Source organism: Acinetobacter sp. Marseille-Q1618 (genome assembly GCF_902809855.1).
In the GTDB taxonomy this organism is placed as follows: Bacteria; Pseudomonadota; Gammaproteobacteria; order Pseudomonadales; family Moraxellaceae; genus Acinetobacter.
On sequence record NZ_CADDWJ010000001.1, the window covers coordinates 700,530 to 717,314 of the forward strand.

17 protein-coding genes are annotated in these 16,785 nt (G+C 35.1%); 7 read left to right on the forward strand and 10 right to left on the reverse strand.

Annotated features, from left to right (window positions below; genetic code table 11):
• Entirely contained in the window at positions 1 to 1,413 is a 1,413-nt protein-coding gene (gene antA / locus HUS24_RS03200; RefSeq protein WP_173910601.1) for an anthranilate 1,2-dioxygenase large subunit, read from the reverse strand.
• A gap of 325 nt (positions 1,414 to 1,738) precedes the next feature.
• On the opposite strand from antA, the gene HUS24_RS03205 reads away from it, so the two are divergent.
• Positions 1,739 to 3,940, forward strand: a complete 2,202-nt coding sequence (locus tag HUS24_RS03205; protein ID WP_173910603.1) for an OsmC domain/YcaO domain-containing protein — start codon at positions 1,739 to 1,741, stop codon at positions 3,938 to 3,940.
• Positions 3,941 to 3,986: 46 nt separating this feature from the next.
• On the opposite strand, the gene HUS24_RS03210 is transcribed toward HUS24_RS03205, so the two are convergent.
• The 3 genes from HUS24_RS03210 to HUS24_RS03220 all read right to left on the reverse strand — a co-directional run bounded on the left by HUS24_RS03210 (position 3,987) and on the right by HUS24_RS03220 (position 5,899).
• Positions 3,987 to 4,553 (reverse strand): FMN-dependent NADH-azoreductase, encoded by a 567-nt coding sequence (locus HUS24_RS03210; RefSeq protein WP_173910604.1) that lies wholly within the window; start codon positions 4,551 to 4,553, stop codon positions 3,987 to 3,989.
• Positions 4,554 to 4,713: 160 nt separating this feature from the next.
• Complete coding sequence (locus HUS24_RS03215; protein ID WP_173910606.1) at positions 4,714 to 5,487, reverse strand: glutathione S-transferase family protein; 774 nt, start codon at positions 5,485 to 5,487, stop codon at positions 4,714 to 4,716.
• 211 nt (positions 5,488 to 5,698) lie between these two features.
• A complete protein-coding gene (locus tag HUS24_RS03220; protein ID WP_173910608.1) occupies positions 5,699 to 5,899 on the reverse strand; it encodes a heavy-metal-associated domain-containing protein in 201 nt (66 codons plus the stop codon).
• 139 nt (positions 5,900 to 6,038) lie between these two features.
• Here HUS24_RS03220 and dapB point away from each other — a divergent pair, with 139 nt between their 5' ends.
• A complete protein-coding gene (gene dapB / locus HUS24_RS03225) occupies positions 6,039 to 6,839 on the forward strand; it encodes a 4-hydroxy-tetrahydrodipicolinate reductase (RefSeq protein ID WP_173910609.1) in 801 nt (266 codons plus the stop codon).
• Between the two features lie 166 nt (positions 6,840 to 7,005).
• On the opposite strand, the gene HUS24_RS03230 is transcribed toward dapB, so the two are convergent.
• From HUS24_RS03230 to HUS24_RS03240, 3 genes are all read right to left on the reverse strand, one after another.
• A complete protein-coding gene (locus HUS24_RS03230) occupies positions 7,006 to 7,461 on the reverse strand; it encodes a hypothetical protein (RefSeq protein WP_173910610.1) in 456 nt (151 codons plus the stop codon).
• Positions 7,451 to 7,789, reverse strand: coding sequence for a hypothetical protein (locus HUS24_RS03235; protein WP_065992380.1), 339 nt, complete (start codon positions 7,787 to 7,789; stop codon positions 7,451 to 7,453). The genes HUS24_RS03230 and HUS24_RS03235 overlap by 11 nt, the downstream gene beginning before the upstream one ends.
• Before the next feature lie 199 nt (positions 7,790 to 7,988).
• On the reverse strand, positions 7,989 to 8,156 hold the full coding sequence (locus HUS24_RS03240; protein WP_173910611.1) for a hypothetical protein: 168 nt from the start codon (positions 8,154 to 8,156) through the stop codon (positions 7,989 to 7,991).
• Positions 8,157 to 9,239: 1,083 nt separating this feature from the next.
• Between HUS24_RS03240 and aroQ the strand changes: the two genes are divergently transcribed.
• The 5 genes from aroQ (at position 9,240) to HUS24_RS03265 (ending at position 13,227) form a co-directional block, all read left to right on the forward strand.
• A complete protein-coding gene (gene aroQ, locus HUS24_RS03245) occupies positions 9,240 to 9,695 on the forward strand; it encodes a type II 3-dehydroquinate dehydratase (protein WP_065992388.1) in 456 nt (151 codons plus the stop codon).
• 18 nt (positions 9,696 to 9,713) lie between these two features.
• Entirely contained in the window at positions 9,714 to 10,136 is a 423-nt protein-coding gene (gene accB, locus HUS24_RS03250) for an acetyl-CoA carboxylase biotin carboxyl carrier protein (protein ID WP_171531933.1), read from the forward strand.
• A gap of 16 nt (positions 10,137 to 10,152) precedes the next feature.
• The gene (accC, locus tag HUS24_RS03255) at positions 10,153 to 11,517 is read left to right on the forward strand and encodes an acetyl-CoA carboxylase biotin carboxylase subunit (protein ID WP_173910612.1); all 1,365 of its coding nucleotides are present in this window, start codon (positions 10,153 to 10,155) and stop codon (positions 11,515 to 11,517) included.
• Positions 11,518 to 11,645: 128 nt separating this feature from the next.
• On the forward strand, positions 11,646 to 12,497 hold the full coding sequence (locus HUS24_RS03260) for a DMT family transporter (protein ID WP_173910613.1): 852 nt from the start codon (positions 11,646 to 11,648) through the stop codon (positions 12,495 to 12,497).
• 124 nt (positions 12,498 to 12,621) lie between these two features.
• Positions 12,622 to 13,227 carry a GNAT family N-acetyltransferase gene (locus tag HUS24_RS03265; protein WP_173910614.1) on the forward strand — a complete coding sequence of 202 codons (606 nt, stop codon included), beginning with the start codon at positions 12,622 to 12,624 and terminating at the stop codon, positions 13,225 to 13,227.
• A gap of 62 nt (positions 13,228 to 13,289) precedes the next feature.
• Here HUS24_RS03265 and HUS24_RS03270 read toward each other — a convergent pair whose 3' ends face one another.
• From HUS24_RS03270 to HUS24_RS03280, 3 genes are all read right to left on the reverse strand, one after another.
• Positions 13,290 to 14,330, reverse strand: a complete 1,041-nt coding sequence (locus HUS24_RS03270) for a helix-turn-helix domain-containing protein (RefSeq protein WP_173910615.1) — start codon at positions 14,328 to 14,330, stop codon at positions 13,290 to 13,292.
• Positions 14,331 to 14,605: 275 nt separating this feature from the next.
• Positions 14,606 to 15,469, reverse strand: coding sequence for a hydroxyethylthiazole kinase (thiM, locus tag HUS24_RS03275; RefSeq protein WP_173910616.1), 864 nt, complete (start codon positions 15,467 to 15,469; stop codon positions 14,606 to 14,608).
• Between the two features lie 9 nt (positions 15,470 to 15,478).
• Complete coding sequence (locus HUS24_RS03280) at positions 15,479 to 16,564, reverse strand: hypothetical protein (RefSeq protein ID WP_173910617.1); 1,086 nt, start codon at positions 16,562 to 16,564, stop codon at positions 15,479 to 15,481.
• Between the last annotated feature and the right edge of the window lie 221 nt (positions 16,565 to 16,785).

Below are 16,785 nucleotides of genomic sequence, written 5' to 3' on the forward strand. Positions count from 1 at the left end.
TTAGATCTCCTCAGTTTCTGCGTGTTGCAAAGTAATGTCATGCATTTTCAAGGCATTTTTATTTAAGCCATCAAGAAGAAGCTTTCTCCAATGTCCGTGTTGGTTGACATATAGGCCTTCATGGGTAATTTCACGTCCCGTAATCACAGGTTTGATACCGAGAATTTCGGCATTTTTGCTTGTGCCATAGTTCCAGTTTTGATGACCACGCGAAATGTCACTCCAACGCTCTAAACGTGCTTGGAAACCTTTCTGTTGTTCTCTAAATTCAACCAAATCGTCTGGTGTGCCTAAGCCTGAAACATTAAAGAAATCTTCAAACTGACGAATACGATTACGGCGAGCTTCTGCAGATTCACCTTTCACACCGATACATTGGCTAATGACTTCTGTTTTGTTCCATGCTACAGGACGTACAATACGCAATTGCGAACTGATTTGATCCATAAAAAATAGGCTAGGGTATAGGTTTAAATTACGTAAGCGATGCATTGCCCATTTGGCACGATCTTCCCCATATTTTTCCACCAAATAGGGCATCACTGTTTCATAACCTGGGCGTACTGTTGGGTTTGGCATGTCACTAAATAACACGCTGTGACCATTTTTAAAGCTAAAGAAACCATCATCAGTGTCGCCATCACCTGCGCCTAATTTACTATAATCAAGCGTGTCCATATCTTGACCATTTTCAGCATTGACTTGTTGGCGGTGCTGCACTGTCGATACATAGTTATAGTGAACAGTACTGACGTGATAGCCATCTAAGCCATTTTCATCTTGCAGTTTCCAGTTGCCTGCAAAAGTATAAGCAGATTTACCTTGTAAAACTTCGAGTTCGCCAGTAGGTGACTGCTCCACCATCAAATCCAAAAAAACTTTGGCATCCCCTAAAAACTCTTCTAGAGTATCTGTTGCTTGTGTATCAAGGCTGACAAATACAAAGCCACGATAGCTTTCGATGCGACCTTGTTTTAAACCACGGCTAGATTTATCAAAATCATCGCAATATTCACTTGGACCTTTGACTTTGATTAAGCGACCATCAGATTTGTAGCACCATGCATGGAATGGACAGGTAAATGTAGATTTATTGCCTTTTGCGACACGAGTTAGGGTTGCACCACGATGTTCACAGGCGTTCACAAGGGCATGGAGTTGCCCATTGCCATCACGACTAATAATCATCGGTTGACGACCGATTTGCACAGTTACAAAATCATTGTTATTTGGAATTTCACTTTCATGACAAGCATAGATCCATACTTTTTCAAAAATATGTTCCATTTCTAAGTCGAATAAGTCTGCTTCTATGAACATTTCACGGGCAATGCGGTATACGCCGTCTTCAGGACGAAAATCTAAGCAATTGTTAATAAACGCTTGCCATTCGGCTGTATTTCGAGCTTCCATTCGTTATTCTCCATTTCAATACATCTTTAAGATGATTGAAACCCGAATCAGATATTGGCTCTATCCATTTTTTCCGTTTCTTTATCCTCTCAGTGCATTTATTGAAAATTTAAGCAAATTCATCTCGAATGGCAGACAAACATTATCAACTGCCTAAAATCTCTTTATAATAGTGCTCATTCTTTTCGAGTTGTGTTTGTTGAAATATTGAAATTTCATTGATCAACTCGTTTTTCTATTTTTAGTCAATTGCTACAATTCGACTGATTTAAATATTTCGCAATTTATGTGCTTGTAAATACACATAAAAGCTTTAGGTGCTCACATGGAAATCAAAGTTAATTATCTCGACAATCTTCGACAAGAAGCGAAGTTTGATGATTTTACGGTGATTGCCGATCAGCCGATTCGTTATAAAGGTGATGGTTCTGCACCGGGTCCATTTGATTATTTCCTTGCATCTTCGGCTTTATGTGCAGCATATTTTGTAAAAGTGTATTGTGCTGCACGTAATATTCCTACCGATAATATCCGTCTTTCACAAAATAACATTGTTGACCCTGAAAACCGTTATAAGCAAATTTTTAAAATTCAGGTGGAATTGCCTGCGGATATTTCAGACAAAGACCGTCAAGGTATTTTACGTTCCATTGACCGTTGTACTGTCAAAAAAGTCATTCAAACGGGTCCTGAGTTTGTCATTGAAGAAGTAGAAAGCATTGATGCGGATGCTCAAGCCTTGCTTATGCCTGATTTGGCAAAAGAAAGTACGACTTTTATTGTTGGCAAAGATCTGCCTTTAGAAGAAACTATTGCCAATATGTCAGGAATTTTGGCAGGTTTAGGCATGAAAATTGAGATTTCTTCATGGCGTAATATTGTGCCAAATGTTTGGTCATTGCATATCCGTGATGCCCAATCGCCGATGTGTTTTACCAATGGTAAAGGCTCAACCAAAGAAAGTGCCTTAGCATCGGCTTTGGGTGAGTTTATCGAACGTCTGAATTGTAATTTCTTCTATAACGACCAGTTTTGGGGTGAAGAAATTGCCAATGCAGCATTTGTACATTATCCAGATGAAAAATGGTTCCAACCCGGTCCAAATGGTGAATTACCAACTGAAATCTTAGATGACTATACCCGTGAAATTTATGATCCTGAAAATGAACTTTTAGGCACGCATTTATACGACACTAACTCAGGCAATAAAGCACGTGGCATTTGTTCTTTGCCATTTGTACGTCAGTCGGATGGTGAAACGGTGTATTTCCCATCAAATTTGATTGAAAATTTATATCTTTCTAATGGGATGAGCGCAGGCAATACCTTAGCGGAAGCGCAAGTGCAATGTTTGTCTGAGATTTTTGAGCGTGCGGTGAAACGTGACATTATCCAAGGTGAAATTGCATTGCCTGATGTTCCTGAAGCAGTTTTGGCAAAATATCCAAAAATTGTAGAAGGAATTAAAGGCTTAGAAGAGCAGGGTTTCCCAGTTTTAGTTAAAGATGCTTCACTTGGTGGGCAGTTTCCTGTGATGTGTGTCACTTTGATGAACCCTCGTACAGGCGGTGTGTTTGCATCATTTGGCGCACATCCAAAACTTGAAGTGGCTTTAGAGCGTAGCTTAACCGAATTATTACAAGGGCGCAGTTTTGAAGGTCTCAATGACTTACCAAAACCGACATTTAGTCGCAATGCAGTGACTGAACCCAATAACTTTGTAGAACATTTTATTGATTCAAGTGGTGTGGTGTCATGGAAATTCTTTAGTTCACAGTCTGATTACGACTTTGTGGATTGGGATTTTACAGGCAACGGTGACAATGAAGCTGAAGCTGCAACTTTGTTTGGTATTTTAGAAGAGATGGGTAAAGATGCGTATATGGCAGTTTATCAGCATTTGGGTGCAACAGCTTGCCGTATCTTAGTGCCTGATTATTCTGAAATTTATTTGGTTGAAGATTTGATTTGGGACAATACCAACAAAGCTTTAGACTTCCGTGAAGATATTTTAAATATTCATCGTTTGGATGAAGAACAACTCGAAGCTTTGGTTGAACGTTTGGAAGAGCTTGAAGTTGATGATTATACGGATATTGTGACTTTGATCGGTATCGAGTTTGATGATAATACCGTATGGGGACAATTGACCGTTTTAGAACTTAAACTTCTGATTTATATTGCATTGCAAGCGTTTGAAGAAGCTAAAGATTTTGTTGAGCAATTCTTACAATACAATACCAATACCGTAGAACGTGGCTTATTCTATCAGTGTATGAATGTAGTATTAGAAGTTGAATTGGATGATGAACTTGATCTGAATGACTATGAGCATAACTTCCGCCGTATGTTTGGTGATGAACGTATGGATGCGGTGATTGGCTCAATGGAAGGAAGCATTCGTTTCTATGGTTTAACTGAAACAAATATGCAACTTGAAGGTTTAGATCGCCATTTACGTTTAATAGATAGCTATAAAAAACTGCATGCAGCGCGTGCAAGATTTGTGGCTGTCTCTAAAGGTTAATTTATCCACAAAAAAAGCGTGAATTTATCACGCTTTTTTGTATTTTTTAAAGCGTTTTAATACGATTTAAGGCTTCTTCAATGGCTTTGTCTTTTAACTCTGCACCCATATTGACACCTTCTGCACGAATAATTTGAATATCAGTCACACCTGTAAAATTCAGTACAGTGGTTAATAAACCTTCTTGGAAATCCATAGGATTATTTTCACCATAAATACCACCACGACTACTGGCAATATAAGCTTTTTTGTCGCCTGCTAAACCGATTGAACCATTCTCAGTATATTTAAAGGTTCTGCCTGCAACACTGATGCGGTCAATCCATGCTTTTAAGGTTGATGCCAAACCAAAATTATACATGGCAGCACCAATCACCACGATGTCGGCATTTAGATATTGTTGAATTAACTTTTCACTGAGTTGGCTTTGTTCTGGATTTTGACCCATTAAAATTTCAGCAGTTAAATGTGGAATAGGTTGAGCTGCAAGGTCTAAGTATTCAACATTCAAATCGGTATTTTGTTGTTGTAACTGAGTGATGATCGCTTGACTCAACTGGCGAGAAATCGATGCATCTCCTAAAATACTTGAATCAATATGTAGAACGTTCATGTTAAGACCTTGATATATAAAACATGAAACTGAATATATCAAAAAAAGAAAGACTTAAAATCTATAAAGTTATGACACAGTATTCTATTTATAGAACACAATAACTTTCAGGCTATTTAAATATTTCAATTATTCTCTAGATATTTTTCTACTTTTGCATTCATTGTTTAATATTTACAGCATTAAATGAACGGTAGTCATGGTATATTCTCAGTACCCATTGACCTACAACACTGTCCCTAAGTTCTTGCCGCTGTTGGGATGCAACTTCAGGTAATCTTGAGTCAGCCCAAGGACTATTATCTGGCCCAATCAGTGGTGCAAGCATACTTGCCGCAGTTAAATCGGCTAAACTAAACTGATTGTTTACTAAATAATTTTTTTCATTTCCATTTAAATGTTTTTCCAATAAGCCTAAAGCATCAGTTACTTTTTGATTTGAATTTATCACTTGTGGTTCATAAATTTGAAAGGTTTTACGGATCATTAATCTTAAAATGCTCTCACTATAATGGGTTATGAAGCGTTGCAATGGACTATATCCAGTGAAATTAAAAAAAATCTCTACGATTTCAGGTTGTTGTATAACCATACTCCAACACAGCCTACGCACATGATCACCAAGTTCATCAAAATATTCTTCATATTCTAATACTTGTTTTTGTGTTGTGAGTTCAGAGGGAATCAGTGGACATTGTGAATATTGATTTTCTAAATATAATGCAATATTTGTAGAATCTCCAACGACTTGTTGATCATCTCGTAGAATCGGAAGGCTTCTTTGCTGAGCAATTGCCCATGCAGAAAATACATGCAGTCCGGGTAAAAGGTTTTTGCATGAATAATCTAAACCTTTAAAATCCAAATTCCATCGCGTTTTTTCACAATAAAGTGATAGTGGAAATTGATAAAGAATTCTTTTACTTTTTTTCATCAGTTTTCATTTTTAGTTTTTAAATGACGTTTTGATAGTACAGAACTCAGAATAACTTAAGCAATAGTTACAATTTAGGATTTTAGTGAAATAAGTCATGTATTTTTTAAATAACACAATATGCTGTGATGATTATAAAATTTGTCTCAAATTAAAAAGCCAAATAAGTAGACTTATTTGGCTTTAAAGGATTTATAATCAATCACTTGAATTACTGGACTTTTGCAGGGAAACCATCTTCTGCCAACGCTTCAGTAATTTTGTCTGTACTTGCAGTTGTTTCTACAGTCACGATTTTAGTGCTCAAATCTACATCAACTTTTGCATTAGCATCCACATCTTGAATGGTCGCTGTTACACCACGCGCACAACCGCCACAAGTCATATTTTCAATTAAGAGTTTCATTTTCATTCTCCTAGAAAAGTATTTTCTGACTTAAGTGTAAACCTTATCATGATGGTAAGGTCAAGGTTTAAATTGAGTCTAAAAATGATTAAAATAAGTACTGCAAATGGATAATCTCCTTATATTTAAAATAAGTATGACTAAAATGAATGATGAAATAAAAATTGCAATCGTTGGTGTTGGCGGTCGAATGGGACGCTATTTGCTACAAACAGTTTATAATGCAGGTTGCTTGGCTGCAGCGATTGCACGTTCTGGAAGTGAGATTATTGGGAAAGATGCAGGTGAGTTTGTCGGTATAGAACATATCGGTTTAATGATCACAGATAATTTACAACAAGTTATTAAAGATATTGATGTTGTTATAGATTTTTCAACATGCTCATCGACACTTGAACATATTCAAATCTGCGAGCAGAGTAATACACCTATTGTGATTGGAACAACAGGTTTTAATTCTGAGCAATTGGCAGCTATTCAAAAAATATCAGAAAAAATACCGATTGTACTTTCTGCAAACTATTCAGTAGGTGTAAGCGTTTCTTTGAAACTAGTTGAATTGGCAACTAAAATACTTAAAGATTCTGTAGATATTGAAATAATCGAAGCACATCATCGACATAAAATTGATGCTCCATCTGGAACAGCATTGATGTATGCAGACGTTATTGCCCAAACTCTAGGGCATAATTTACAAGACATTGCAGTATATTCAAGAGAAGGAAGCACAGACAAGCGACAACAGCAAAGCATTGGTTTTTCTGTAGTACGTGGTGGAGATATTGTCGGTGAACATACAGTGATGTTTTTAGGAAATGGTGAATGTTTAGAAATTTCTCATAAGGCAATGAATCGTACGCATTTTTCGAATGGTGCGCTGCAAGCTGCCAAATGGATTATTCATCAAAAACCTGATCTGTATAATATGGATGATGTATTGGCTTAAATACAGATGAATTGATTAGAGTTTTTATAAAAAACCCGCCTTTGAAGGGCGGGTTTTTGATGTATCAACTTTTACATTGATATTTTAAAACACGGCACAATAAGACCAGGGAAAATCTTTATCGCATTGTTTTAATGCGACAATTATCGCTAAAAAAATCTTTGAACTAATTATCATTTTTAGCCATTTTTATGTCATTTTCTGACAATTTAATGTTTACTGAAGCACAAAACACTTCTTGTGTCATACCAGATGCAATAAATGACTGCTTTTGACGCTCTAAAAACTGATTGGCAATGATAAGCATCATATTTGCAGTATCTAAATTTAGATTATTTTTAGAAATATCTGCAATTTGTTGATAGGCATATAAACGTGTACAAAAAGCTTGCTTTTGTGCGGATGCATCTGCATTTTCAGATTCATCCAGTACTTTTTTAGTTGCATTGACTTCATTGGTAAATTGGTCAATCAATTGATTATATTGATCTTGTGTCAAGTTCTGGTTTTTGATTTTTGAATTTTCTTGTGCAAAGGTCAATGTTGCACTGAATAAACTGATCCCAAAGAAAATCTGTACGCAGGTTTTCAAAATTTTTATTTTAATTGGCTTAGAATGCATCTGCTTTCCATACATCTTCATATTCATCAGCATCAATCATAAAACGGAATCCTTGTTCTAATGCCAAATATGGAATAGCGTCTGGAAAAATATCTTCTAATTCTTTAACCGTCACCAATTCAAAGTCGTCCTGATCAGCAGCAATTTCCCCACCGTAAATAAACCATGCCACCTGATTTTCATCAGGCGCTTTACGCAGACCTACAATCGGTTCTTGGTTTAATGTGTGCTTTGCAATGGCAACCACATCTGTTTCATTTACTTTGATATAGCGAGAGTCAAACTCTTCACATACCAATTTTTGTTCTTCAATAAAATCTTGCAACATGAGGTATTTCACACAAATAAGTTTGTTTTAAATTCTATGCATTTCAAGGTGGATGTACAATGCAGCATGATGAAAATAATTGAATTAATTTTATAGTAAGGTTAAGCATTTTTTTAAATTAAAATAGATTTTCTCACATGACAAAACCCCGAAAAATTCGGGGTTTTGTCACTTCTATCCATGTTATGTATTTAAAAAACTATTTCTGCTGACCTTGTTGCTGTTGAGCATTTTGTTGACGTTGTTGATCAGATTGTTGCTGCTGTTGTTTCTGATCGTTTTGTTGATTGTGCTGTTTTTGACCCTGTTGGTTAGATTGTTGTTGCTGACCATTTTGTTGGTTATGCTGATTGTGTTGATTAGCCATTTTCATCATCTTCCTTTTAAATTATGGGAATGCCGTATGAATAACGACAAGACTTACTTTAAAACTTTTTCAGCATTGGACAAGCGCACAAATGTGTCATTTTTAAACAATGTAAGCCTTAAAATATAAGCCTTTCAATTCAAATAAACTTTTAAATAGCCAAATTACGTTGGTTACTTAAGTCAATTTAAGTGTATTTTCTGGTTACATTGCATAATTTTTATTCATTGGTGTTGTGCTTATAAAAACTAAAAGTAACAAAGCTGTTTTCACGATAAAACATCTTCGCAACACAACAAGAATGTTTTGCCAATGCAAGTTTTTATGAATTGCGTGCAATCTGCTTAGTCCTCATACAGTCGCTGAGCAATTCGGTCAATTTCAAAGATATCTAGGTTTTGGCTATCTTCAAATTTCTTTTAAAGCGAGCTTTGATATGAGCTTAGACAAGTTTCTATTGATTATTGATATCAGTGAAAGTTGAAATTTTTTAATTATTCAATCCATCTAATAGCGTCAATTTCGCGTTTATTTAACTACCTATAATTTTAGTGCTATGTGCATATAAACAGATTAAAAATTAATTTAAGAATATATTTTTAAAAGTAATTTTTTATTTTTTAAATAATGATAGAGTGCTTATTCTTTAAAATCGTTTTCAGTTCTATTTTAGAAATAAAGAAAATCTTTACTCGTTTCCAAGTACAAGCAATATTTATATCAGTAATATCCTAGGTTTTTAGGCAGAGTGCGTAATTTAAATCAGTTTTTAGTTAAATTGCATAAAGTTATGCATATTTTTATAAAATTGTTTATCTCATCTCTTACTGATTATACAAATTAAAACAACAGTTTTGGTCAATTGCGTTTAGACTAGAAAAACTTAAAAAAACTATAAAATTTGTCATATTTTAACATTGTTATTTAATGGCAAAATTCACAATATATAGCACATCGTCGGTATGTGATTTCTACACCAATTAAAACAAATTATAAAATTCATGTGGAAAATTGTGCCATAATACGCAAACTTTGCAGGCATCTTGCAAAGATTTTTGCAACTTTGAAATTGGAGTAGGCTCAATGAGTTCGACCATTTTGGTCATTCACGGACCAAACTTAAACTTGCTAGGAAAGCGCGAACCAGAAGTCTATGGTCACCTTACTTTAGAAGACATTAACCAACAACTTATCACTCAAGCGCAGCTGTCAAATATGACATTAGACACATTTCAAAGTAACTGGGAAGGCGCTGTCGTAGATCGTATTCACCAAGCCCAACAAGAAGGCGTGAAATTCATCATTATTAATCCTGCTGCATTGACGCATACTTCAGTTGCAGTTCGTGATGCTTTACTGGGTGTCGCAATCCCTTTTATCGAAGTTCATTTATCTAATGTGCATGCACGAGAAGCATTTCGACATCACTCATATTTATCCGATAAAGCCGTTGGCGTGATCTGTGGTTTAGGTGCAAAAGGGTATTCTTTTGCATTGGACTATGCGATCGAAAAAATTAATTCTTCAACTCATTCATAATATTAGGAATACGAATCCATGGATATTCGCAAAATCAAAAAGCTCATCGATTTGATGATCGAATCTGACCTTCAAGCCATCGAAGTTAAAGAGGGTGATCAGTCGATTGCATTGACGCGTCGTAATCCTGTTGTTGCTGCAAGTGTTGCAGCACCAATCGCAGCTCCTGTAAGTGAAGCACCTGTTGTAAAAGCAGCGTCACGTGGTGCTGTTGAAACTTCTCCAATGGTTGGTGTGTTCTATGCAGCGCCAAATCCAGGAGAAGCACCATTTGTAAATGTAGGTCAAACAATTTCTGCGGGTGAAACTTTAGGGATCATCGAAGCAATGAAAATTATGAACCCGATTGAAGCAACGCAAAGTGGTGTGATTGAAGAAATTTTAGTGAAAAATGGTGATGTTATCCAATTCGGTCAACCTTTATTCCGCTACCGCGCGTAATCGCTAGGGGGTTGATATGTTGCAAAAAGTTTTAATTGCAAACCGCGGTGAAATTGCATTACGCATCACGCGCGCTTGTAAAACTTTAGGAATCAAAACAGTCGGGATCTATTCAGATGCTGACAAAGATTTGATGCATTTACGTTTTGTTGATGAAGCTGTCTGCATCGGTCCGGGTGCAAGTAGTGAAAGTTATTTAAATATTCCTGCGATTATTACTGCTGCCGAAGTTACGGGTGCTGATGCCATCCATCCGGGCTATGGTTTTTTATCTGAAAATGCTGAATTTGCTGAAATTGTAGAAAGCTCTGGGTTTATTTTCATAGGCCCACGCCCTGAACATATTCGTTTGATGGGAAATAAAGTTTCAGCAATTATGGCTATGCGTAAAGCTGGCGTACCCACTGTTCCAGGTTCAGCGCACGCAGTCACACCAAATAATGCTTTAGCTGAAGCCAAAGAAATTGGCTTCCCATTGATCGTTAAAGCTGCTTCTGGTGGTGGTGGTCGTGGTATGCGCATCGTTGAACGTGTAGATACGTTACTTGAATCAGTTCAAGCAGCACAACGTGATGCTGAAATGTGGTTCGGTGATGACACTGTTTATATGGAGCGTTTCCTACAAAAACCTCGTCATGTCGAAGTGCAAGTATTAGCAGATGGTAATGGCCATGCTGTACATTTATATGACCGTGACTGCTCATTACAACGTCGTCATCAAAAAGTGCTTGAAGAAGCACCTGCACCGGGTTTACCAGAAGAAGCACGCGCAAATATTTTAGAAGCATGTGTAAATGCTTGTAAACTCATGCAATATCGTGGTGCGGGTACTTTTGAATTCTTGTTTGAAGAAGGTGAGTTTTTCTTTATTGAAATGAACACCCGTGTTCAGGTTGAACATCCTGTGTCAGAAATGGTGACAGGCATAGATATTATTGAACAACAATTAAGAATTGCAGCAGGCTTAGGTTTGAATCTTCAACAAGAAGACATTCATGTTCAAGGACATGCAATTGAGTGTCGTATCAATGCTGAAGATCCATCAACCTTCTTGCCTTCACCAGGTAAAATTGAAAATTTTTATACACCGGGTGGTGCTGGTATTCGTTTAGATTCTCATATTTATCAAGGGTATAGTATTCCACCATACTATGATTCTATGATTGCTAAACTGATTTCACATGGTAAAGATCGTGATACTGCGATTGCACGTATGAAACAAGCGTTAGATGAAATGATTTTGACAGGTATCAAAACCAATATTCCATTACATAAAGACTTAATCTTGCAAGATAAAAACTTTTGTGCACAAGCTATGGATATTCATTACCTTGAAAAACATTTGCTTAAACAAGTGCAAGGCCATGAAAACGATGCTTAAGTCTTGTATTTAGATCAATACATAACACCCGAATTTATAATAATGCCAGTTAGTTCAGCTAATTGGCATTATTATATTTATGGGCTTTTTATTAAAAAATAGATTGGGAATATTGTAAACAGACCATTATGGAACTCATTTTTTCAGCTGCATTGTGCAGCGTGTTGGTGTCGATTCTCTTAAAGTTTGCTAAAAATAAAGGCTTTGATGCCTTGCAAATGATTGCATGGAATTATGCTGTTGCGAGTTTTTTATGTTTTGTATGGTTTAAACCTGATTTGGTACATATTTCTATTTCCCATACACCGTGGTGGCTGATTGCTACATTGGGAGTTATTTTACCGAGTATTTTTCTATGCTTAGCAAAATCGCTAAATACAGCAGGTATTCTCAAAACAGAAATTGCGCAGCGTTTATCTGTAGTTCTCTCGCTTTTAGCAGCTTATTTTTTATTTCAAGAACAATTTAATTCATTAAAAATCACTGGAATTATTTTAGGTATCGTTGCAGTTCTTTGTATTATTTTTCCGCAAGCAACATCAACACAGCCTTCATTCAATCACAAAGGCATGTTTTATTTATTTAGTGTGTGGTTTGGCTATGCTTTGGTTGATATTTTACTAAAATATACCACCAGTTTAGGTTTGCAGTTTGCAGTAACACTTAACTTGATGTTTATTTTTGCTTTTATCTGTTCAGTGCTGTATTTACTTTTAAGAAAAACTCAATGGTATGCTAAAAATCTTGTTGCTGGGGCAGTTTTAGGGGTATTGAATTTTGCAAATATCGCTTTATATGTAAAAGCACACATATTCTTAAAAGATTCTCCTGCAGTTGTTTTTGCAGGTATGAATATTTTGGTGGTGTTATTTGGTGTGATTGCAGGATTATTAATTTTTAAAGAAAAATTAAAATTATTGAGCTGTATCGGTTTAATTTTAGGTTTGGCTGGAGTCATTTGTTTAGCTTTGGCCATTTAATATAAAAACTTTAGCTATGTAAATAGTATGCAATAAAGTCATAAAATCATCATTTTCTGATCATAAAATTTAAAAAAACATAGCGGAAAATAAGCGAGAGCTTTCTTCACAATGGTGTAAGACCATGAATCAAGATATATTTTCTACGTTATATGCTTCACTTTATCAAAATCAGGTGCAGCTCATTCCATTGCGTGAAGAGCATGAACAAGCTTTGGTTGAAGTCAGCCAAGACGGTCGTTTATGGGAGTTAGAGTATACATTTGCACCGCACTATTTGGAAATGCGAGAGTATATTCAGAAAGCTTTAACACAAAAAGCAGAGGGAAAGCGAATTCCGTTTGTTGTGATGGATCAAACGTCAGGGCGGATTGTTGGAACAACCAGTTTGCGTGATTTTAATTGGGATGTTCGTCGTATCGAGATTGGTTATACGTGGTATGCACAATCTGTACAACGTACTCATATCAATACCAATTGTAAATTTCTATTATTACAACATGCGTTTGAAGTATTACAGGCAAATTCAGTGATCCTACGAACTGATATTTTAAACCTAAAAAGTCAAAAAGCGATTCAACGTCTAGGTGCAAAACGTGATGGCGTTTTGCGACAGGATGCTTTAAGAAAAGATGGTTCGATTCGAGATACGGTGATGTTTAGTATCGTGCGTGATGAATGGTTGGGTGTGAGACAACACTTATTGGGTTTAATTCATCAACATTGTTGAAGCTGAATTCAGCAATTTATTGAATTAAATTTGGAAAATTACAGCATCCTTTAATTTTACGTTCAACAATAAAACTCCTCTCTAAAACTTTCAACCAACTCAGGCGGTACGCGTGTGGTTTGCCCATTGGTACGCATAAATAATTCACCTTTGTAATATAAAGGGCGATCAGCTTTATTACACTTAAACACTAAAATGGTTTTACCATGAATTTTAATATCTTCAAGTGTTGAATAAATATTTGAAATTTTATGACTTTCATGTGCAAGTTTATCGATTAAACTACGTTTCATTAAATCTAAAGAATTATTATAAAAATCCTTCATTTCCTGTTCAATTCCTACGATTTTTAAATCATCCGAAACCCCAATAAAAACATAGCCATTTCGTGTATTCATAAAAGCAAAGCAGGCTTTGACCCATTTGTCTGATTTTCGATTAGTTAATAGATCCGTCGTACGTTCTTTAAATTCAACACGTTGATTTTCACCCAGTCGGATGAGGTTGAGATAATAATCAATATAAGATTTTTGTTGATAATTTTTGAGAATATTTTTAATTTTTTCTAGTGACTTATAAGCTGTTACAGTTTCTAAATTTTGGATATTCTGCCACTGATAAATTAGCTTTATTTTATGCTCAATGGCAACATTTATATCCGCTAAAAAATCAAAGCTTTGGCTTAAGATTTTTAAAATTTCAGTATAAATTTCATGGCTATGAATAGGGATTGAGATTTTATTAAAAGTTTCTTTGATTCTTTCGATTTTTTTATGAAGTTCATAAGGTTCTTGGTGAAAGCTAAGATATTTAAACTCATTTAAAATATGTTCATAGGGGCGATGAAAAGAAACAGGAAATAGTTGTTTCGGAGGAGTGTGAATATGTTTTTCTATTCTTTGAAAATAATGTTTTAAGGTTGGATATTGTAAAGATTGATAAATGTTAATTTCAAATTTTTCTGAAAGCTCTTTGGCGGTATAAGATTGAAAAAAGAGTAAGGTTTGGATTTCTTTATAAGTATTGGGGTAGTCGTGCCAATGCGTTTCTAAAAACTCATTGAAGTTCTTAAATTTATTGGTGATATATGTGTTTAAATCCATCACACACCTTTTCCTTCGTGATTTGGTGTTTTGTATTTACAACAAATATGTCATCGGACTATTTATATAGTTTAGATATAAGTGATTTAGCTGGATAAATAAAGATGAATAGTTAATTTTAAGCATTAAAGTTGTTAGAAAATATGCCAAATATTTCAGTTTGGTGACTGCTAAACTGTATTGTTTCTAGAGTCTAGTTTTAAGTTTTATCCGTTGAAATAGAAAATTTAAAAAAACTCTCTATTTTTTTCAATGAGTTAAAAAATTGAATAGGTTTATTGAATTACAATAAAATCAGCATATGCATTGATCGTTTCAGCATTGATTTCATAAATAGCATCTAAAAAAGCAACGTTGAAGCTACCTACCGATTGTGATTTTTCAAAAGCAAGTTTTCCTGCAATTGCAAAATGGATATGTGCTGAAAGCGTGGCTATGGTAGGTGTTGCGACGCTACTATACGCTGCAATTAAAGCGCCTAAAGCACAACCTGTTGCTGTAACTTTGGGTTGTAAATAACTACCACCATTGACCTGAATTACACAATTTAGCGCTTTTGATAAAATAAAATCAGATTCACCTGAGATAGCAACACATTCACAATATGCCAAAAGCGGCATCGCTTGTTGATAGACTTCATGGCTGGCAACTGTACTGTCAACACCTTTTGATTGTACTTGGTTTCCTGCAAGCCCGCTGATTTCAGAGGCATTTCCTCGAATAATCGTGGGTTGCAATAATAATAGTTCATCGACCATTTCACTGCGCCATTTTAAAAATGGCCCATAACCGACAGGGTCTAGCACCCAAGGTGTTGCTTTAGTACCAACAGTTTGAGCTGCAATACGCATAGCTTGCATTTGTTCAGACGTAGGTGTGCCAAGGTTGATGCTGAGAGCAGCAGTGATATTGGCGAAGCTTTCTGCTTCAAAAGGATTATCAATCATAGCAGGGGATGCGCCTGCTGCTAAAAGTACATTTGCGACATAATTTGCAGCGACATTATTGGTAATACAATGCACAAGCGGTTGTTGTGTTTGTAGTTGCGTCCATGCGTTGATTACTTTTTCAAGTAACACATCGGTTTGAATAATTTTTAGTTCAGAATGAATATTTTGAAGATCTTCAAGGTGGTTCATATTCAGTCCTCACTTAGTAAAATAATGATCTTGATGTTTGCAGCGGTTACAAAACGTAGAAATTGATTGATTGTCGTCATATTCAATACTTAAATCTGTCGAACCACAATACATACAGTTAAATTTTGAAAAAAATTCCATACGCGGTTTAATATTTTGCCAAATAGAAGGAATCGTTTGTGCAACATAATTTTCATCGAGCTTAATTAAATGAAATAAAAATATTTCACTGACTCGACTAAAATGTAAATCATAAGGACGGGGCAGGGTTGATATTTCAAATTTTCTGGTAATAGAGTTTTTTCGATATTCTTCTAAAGTTTTGCGTAGTTTATTGGTATTATTAAAATCAGTATTTAATGAATCAAGTGCATTTTTTTGTTCAGATAGATAATCTAATGCTGTTTGCACCATATAATAAATTTGCCCCAACGATAAATAGTTTAATAAGTAATAACAATATTCTTTAAATTTTTTATTACCAGAAAACTTAACACCTAATCGTTTGCAGTAATATTGGGTGAACTCCAAAATTTCATGATAAAAAATAATAAATAAGGTGCTATGTACCTCTTCGGCTTGCTGAAAAGGTGCGCCAAATTTAAAGTCTTCAAAAAACCATTGTTTTAGTTTTTGGTGAATGGCATATAATGATGGCTCTAAAAATCGATCCACTCGGACATTTAAATAAAAGTCATTATCACTATCTTTTAATGTCACCATTTTCTTTTTAGTAATGACATTATATTTCTCTAAACGATATAAAATCGTATTTTGTAAAGAATAGGTTGAAGTTACTTTTTCCCATTTTATATTTTCAAAATTAATAAATTCATTTTGAAAATAATCATTGTTTGATATTTTATCTAAAATGGCGAATAAAAATAATTTGTCGATTAAATATAAGCTTGATAAGTTTCGAACATTTAAAACTTTTTTATTTTGTTGAGAACTAACTTTTTCTTCGAGCAGTGCATTTGAACATGCCTGACAAGTACAGTGGATTAGACTTGAGTCAGAGATTTTATGTTCACAATGTGTACATTCAAAATATTCAACAGGCTCATCATTCAGTTCCGCAGAAACAACGAACATGGATGCCTTACAAAGGGGACAAAAGCTACTTTCATCATGTTCTTTTTGCAGAATCAGTAAAGCCATAATTCATTAAAATATTCAAGTTAAAGTGATTATAGGGGCTTATAGCCTAGATTGATACTGCTTTAGATTTTTGTAAAATGAAATCACTTAAAATAGGTGTAAAAGAAAAGGAATATGATTGCTCATATTCCTTTTTTAGTTTGTAAGCGATTTGA

Bases quoted from the DNA above. Each gene is read 5' to 3' on its own strand.
- HUS24_RS03235 (WP_065992380.1), bottom strand. From the start codon at position 7,789: ATGTTGCAAGATTTTATTGAAGAACAAAAATTGGTATGTGAAGAGTTT.
- HUS24_RS03230 (WP_173910610.1), bottom strand. From the start codon at position 7,461: ATGCATTCTAAGCCAATTAAAATAAAAATTTTGAAAACCTGCGTACAG.
- aroQ (WP_065992388.1), top strand. From the start codon at position 9,240: ATGAGTTCGACCATTTTGGTCATTCACGGACCAAACTTAAACTTGCTA.
- dapB (WP_173910609.1), top strand. From the start codon at position 6,039: ATGAATGATGAAATAAAAATTGCAATCGTTGGTGTTGGCGGTCGAATG.
- HUS24_RS03220 (WP_173910608.1), bottom strand. From the start codon at position 5,899: ATGAAAATGAAACTCTTAATTGAAAATATGACTTGTGGCGGTTGTGCG.
- antA (WP_173910601.1), bottom strand. From the start codon at position 1,413: ATGGAAGCTCGAAATACAGCCGAATGGCAAGCGTTTATTAACAATTGC.
- HUS24_RS03260 (WP_173910613.1), top strand. From the start codon at position 11,646: ATGGAACTCATTTTTTCAGCTGCATTGTGCAGCGTGTTGGTGTCGATT.
- HUS24_RS03270 (WP_173910615.1), bottom strand. From the start codon at position 14,330: ATGGATTTAAACACATATATCACCAATAAATTTAAGAACTTCAATGAG.
- HUS24_RS03240 (WP_173910611.1), bottom strand. From the start codon at position 8,156: ATGGCTAATCAACACAATCAGCATAACCAACAAAATGGTCAGCAACAA.
- HUS24_RS03280 (WP_173910617.1), bottom strand. From the start codon at position 16,564: ATGTTCGTTGTTTCTGCGGAACTGAATGATGAGCCTGTTGAATATTTT.
- accC (WP_173910612.1), top strand. From the start codon at position 10,153: ATGTTGCAAAAAGTTTTAATTGCAAACCGCGGTGAAATTGCATTACGC.
- HUS24_RS03265 (WP_173910614.1), top strand. From the start codon at position 12,622: ATGAATCAAGATATATTTTCTACGTTATATGCTTCACTTTATCAAAAT.
- accB (WP_171531933.1), top strand. From the start codon at position 9,714: ATGGATATTCGCAAAATCAAAAAGCTCATCGATTTGATGATCGAATCT.
- HUS24_RS03205 (WP_173910603.1), top strand. From the start codon at position 1,739: ATGGAAATCAAAGTTAATTATCTCGACAATCTTCGACAAGAAGCGAAG.
- thiM (WP_173910616.1), bottom strand. From the start codon at position 15,469: ATGAACCACCTTGAAGATCTTCAAAATATTCATTCTGAACTAAAAATT.
- HUS24_RS03210 (WP_173910604.1), bottom strand. From the start codon at position 4,553: ATGAACGTTCTACATATTGATTCAAGTATTTTAGGAGATGCATCGATT.
- HUS24_RS03215 (WP_173910606.1), bottom strand. From the start codon at position 5,487: ATGAAAAAAAGTAAAAGAATTCTTTATCAATTTCCACTATCACTTTAT.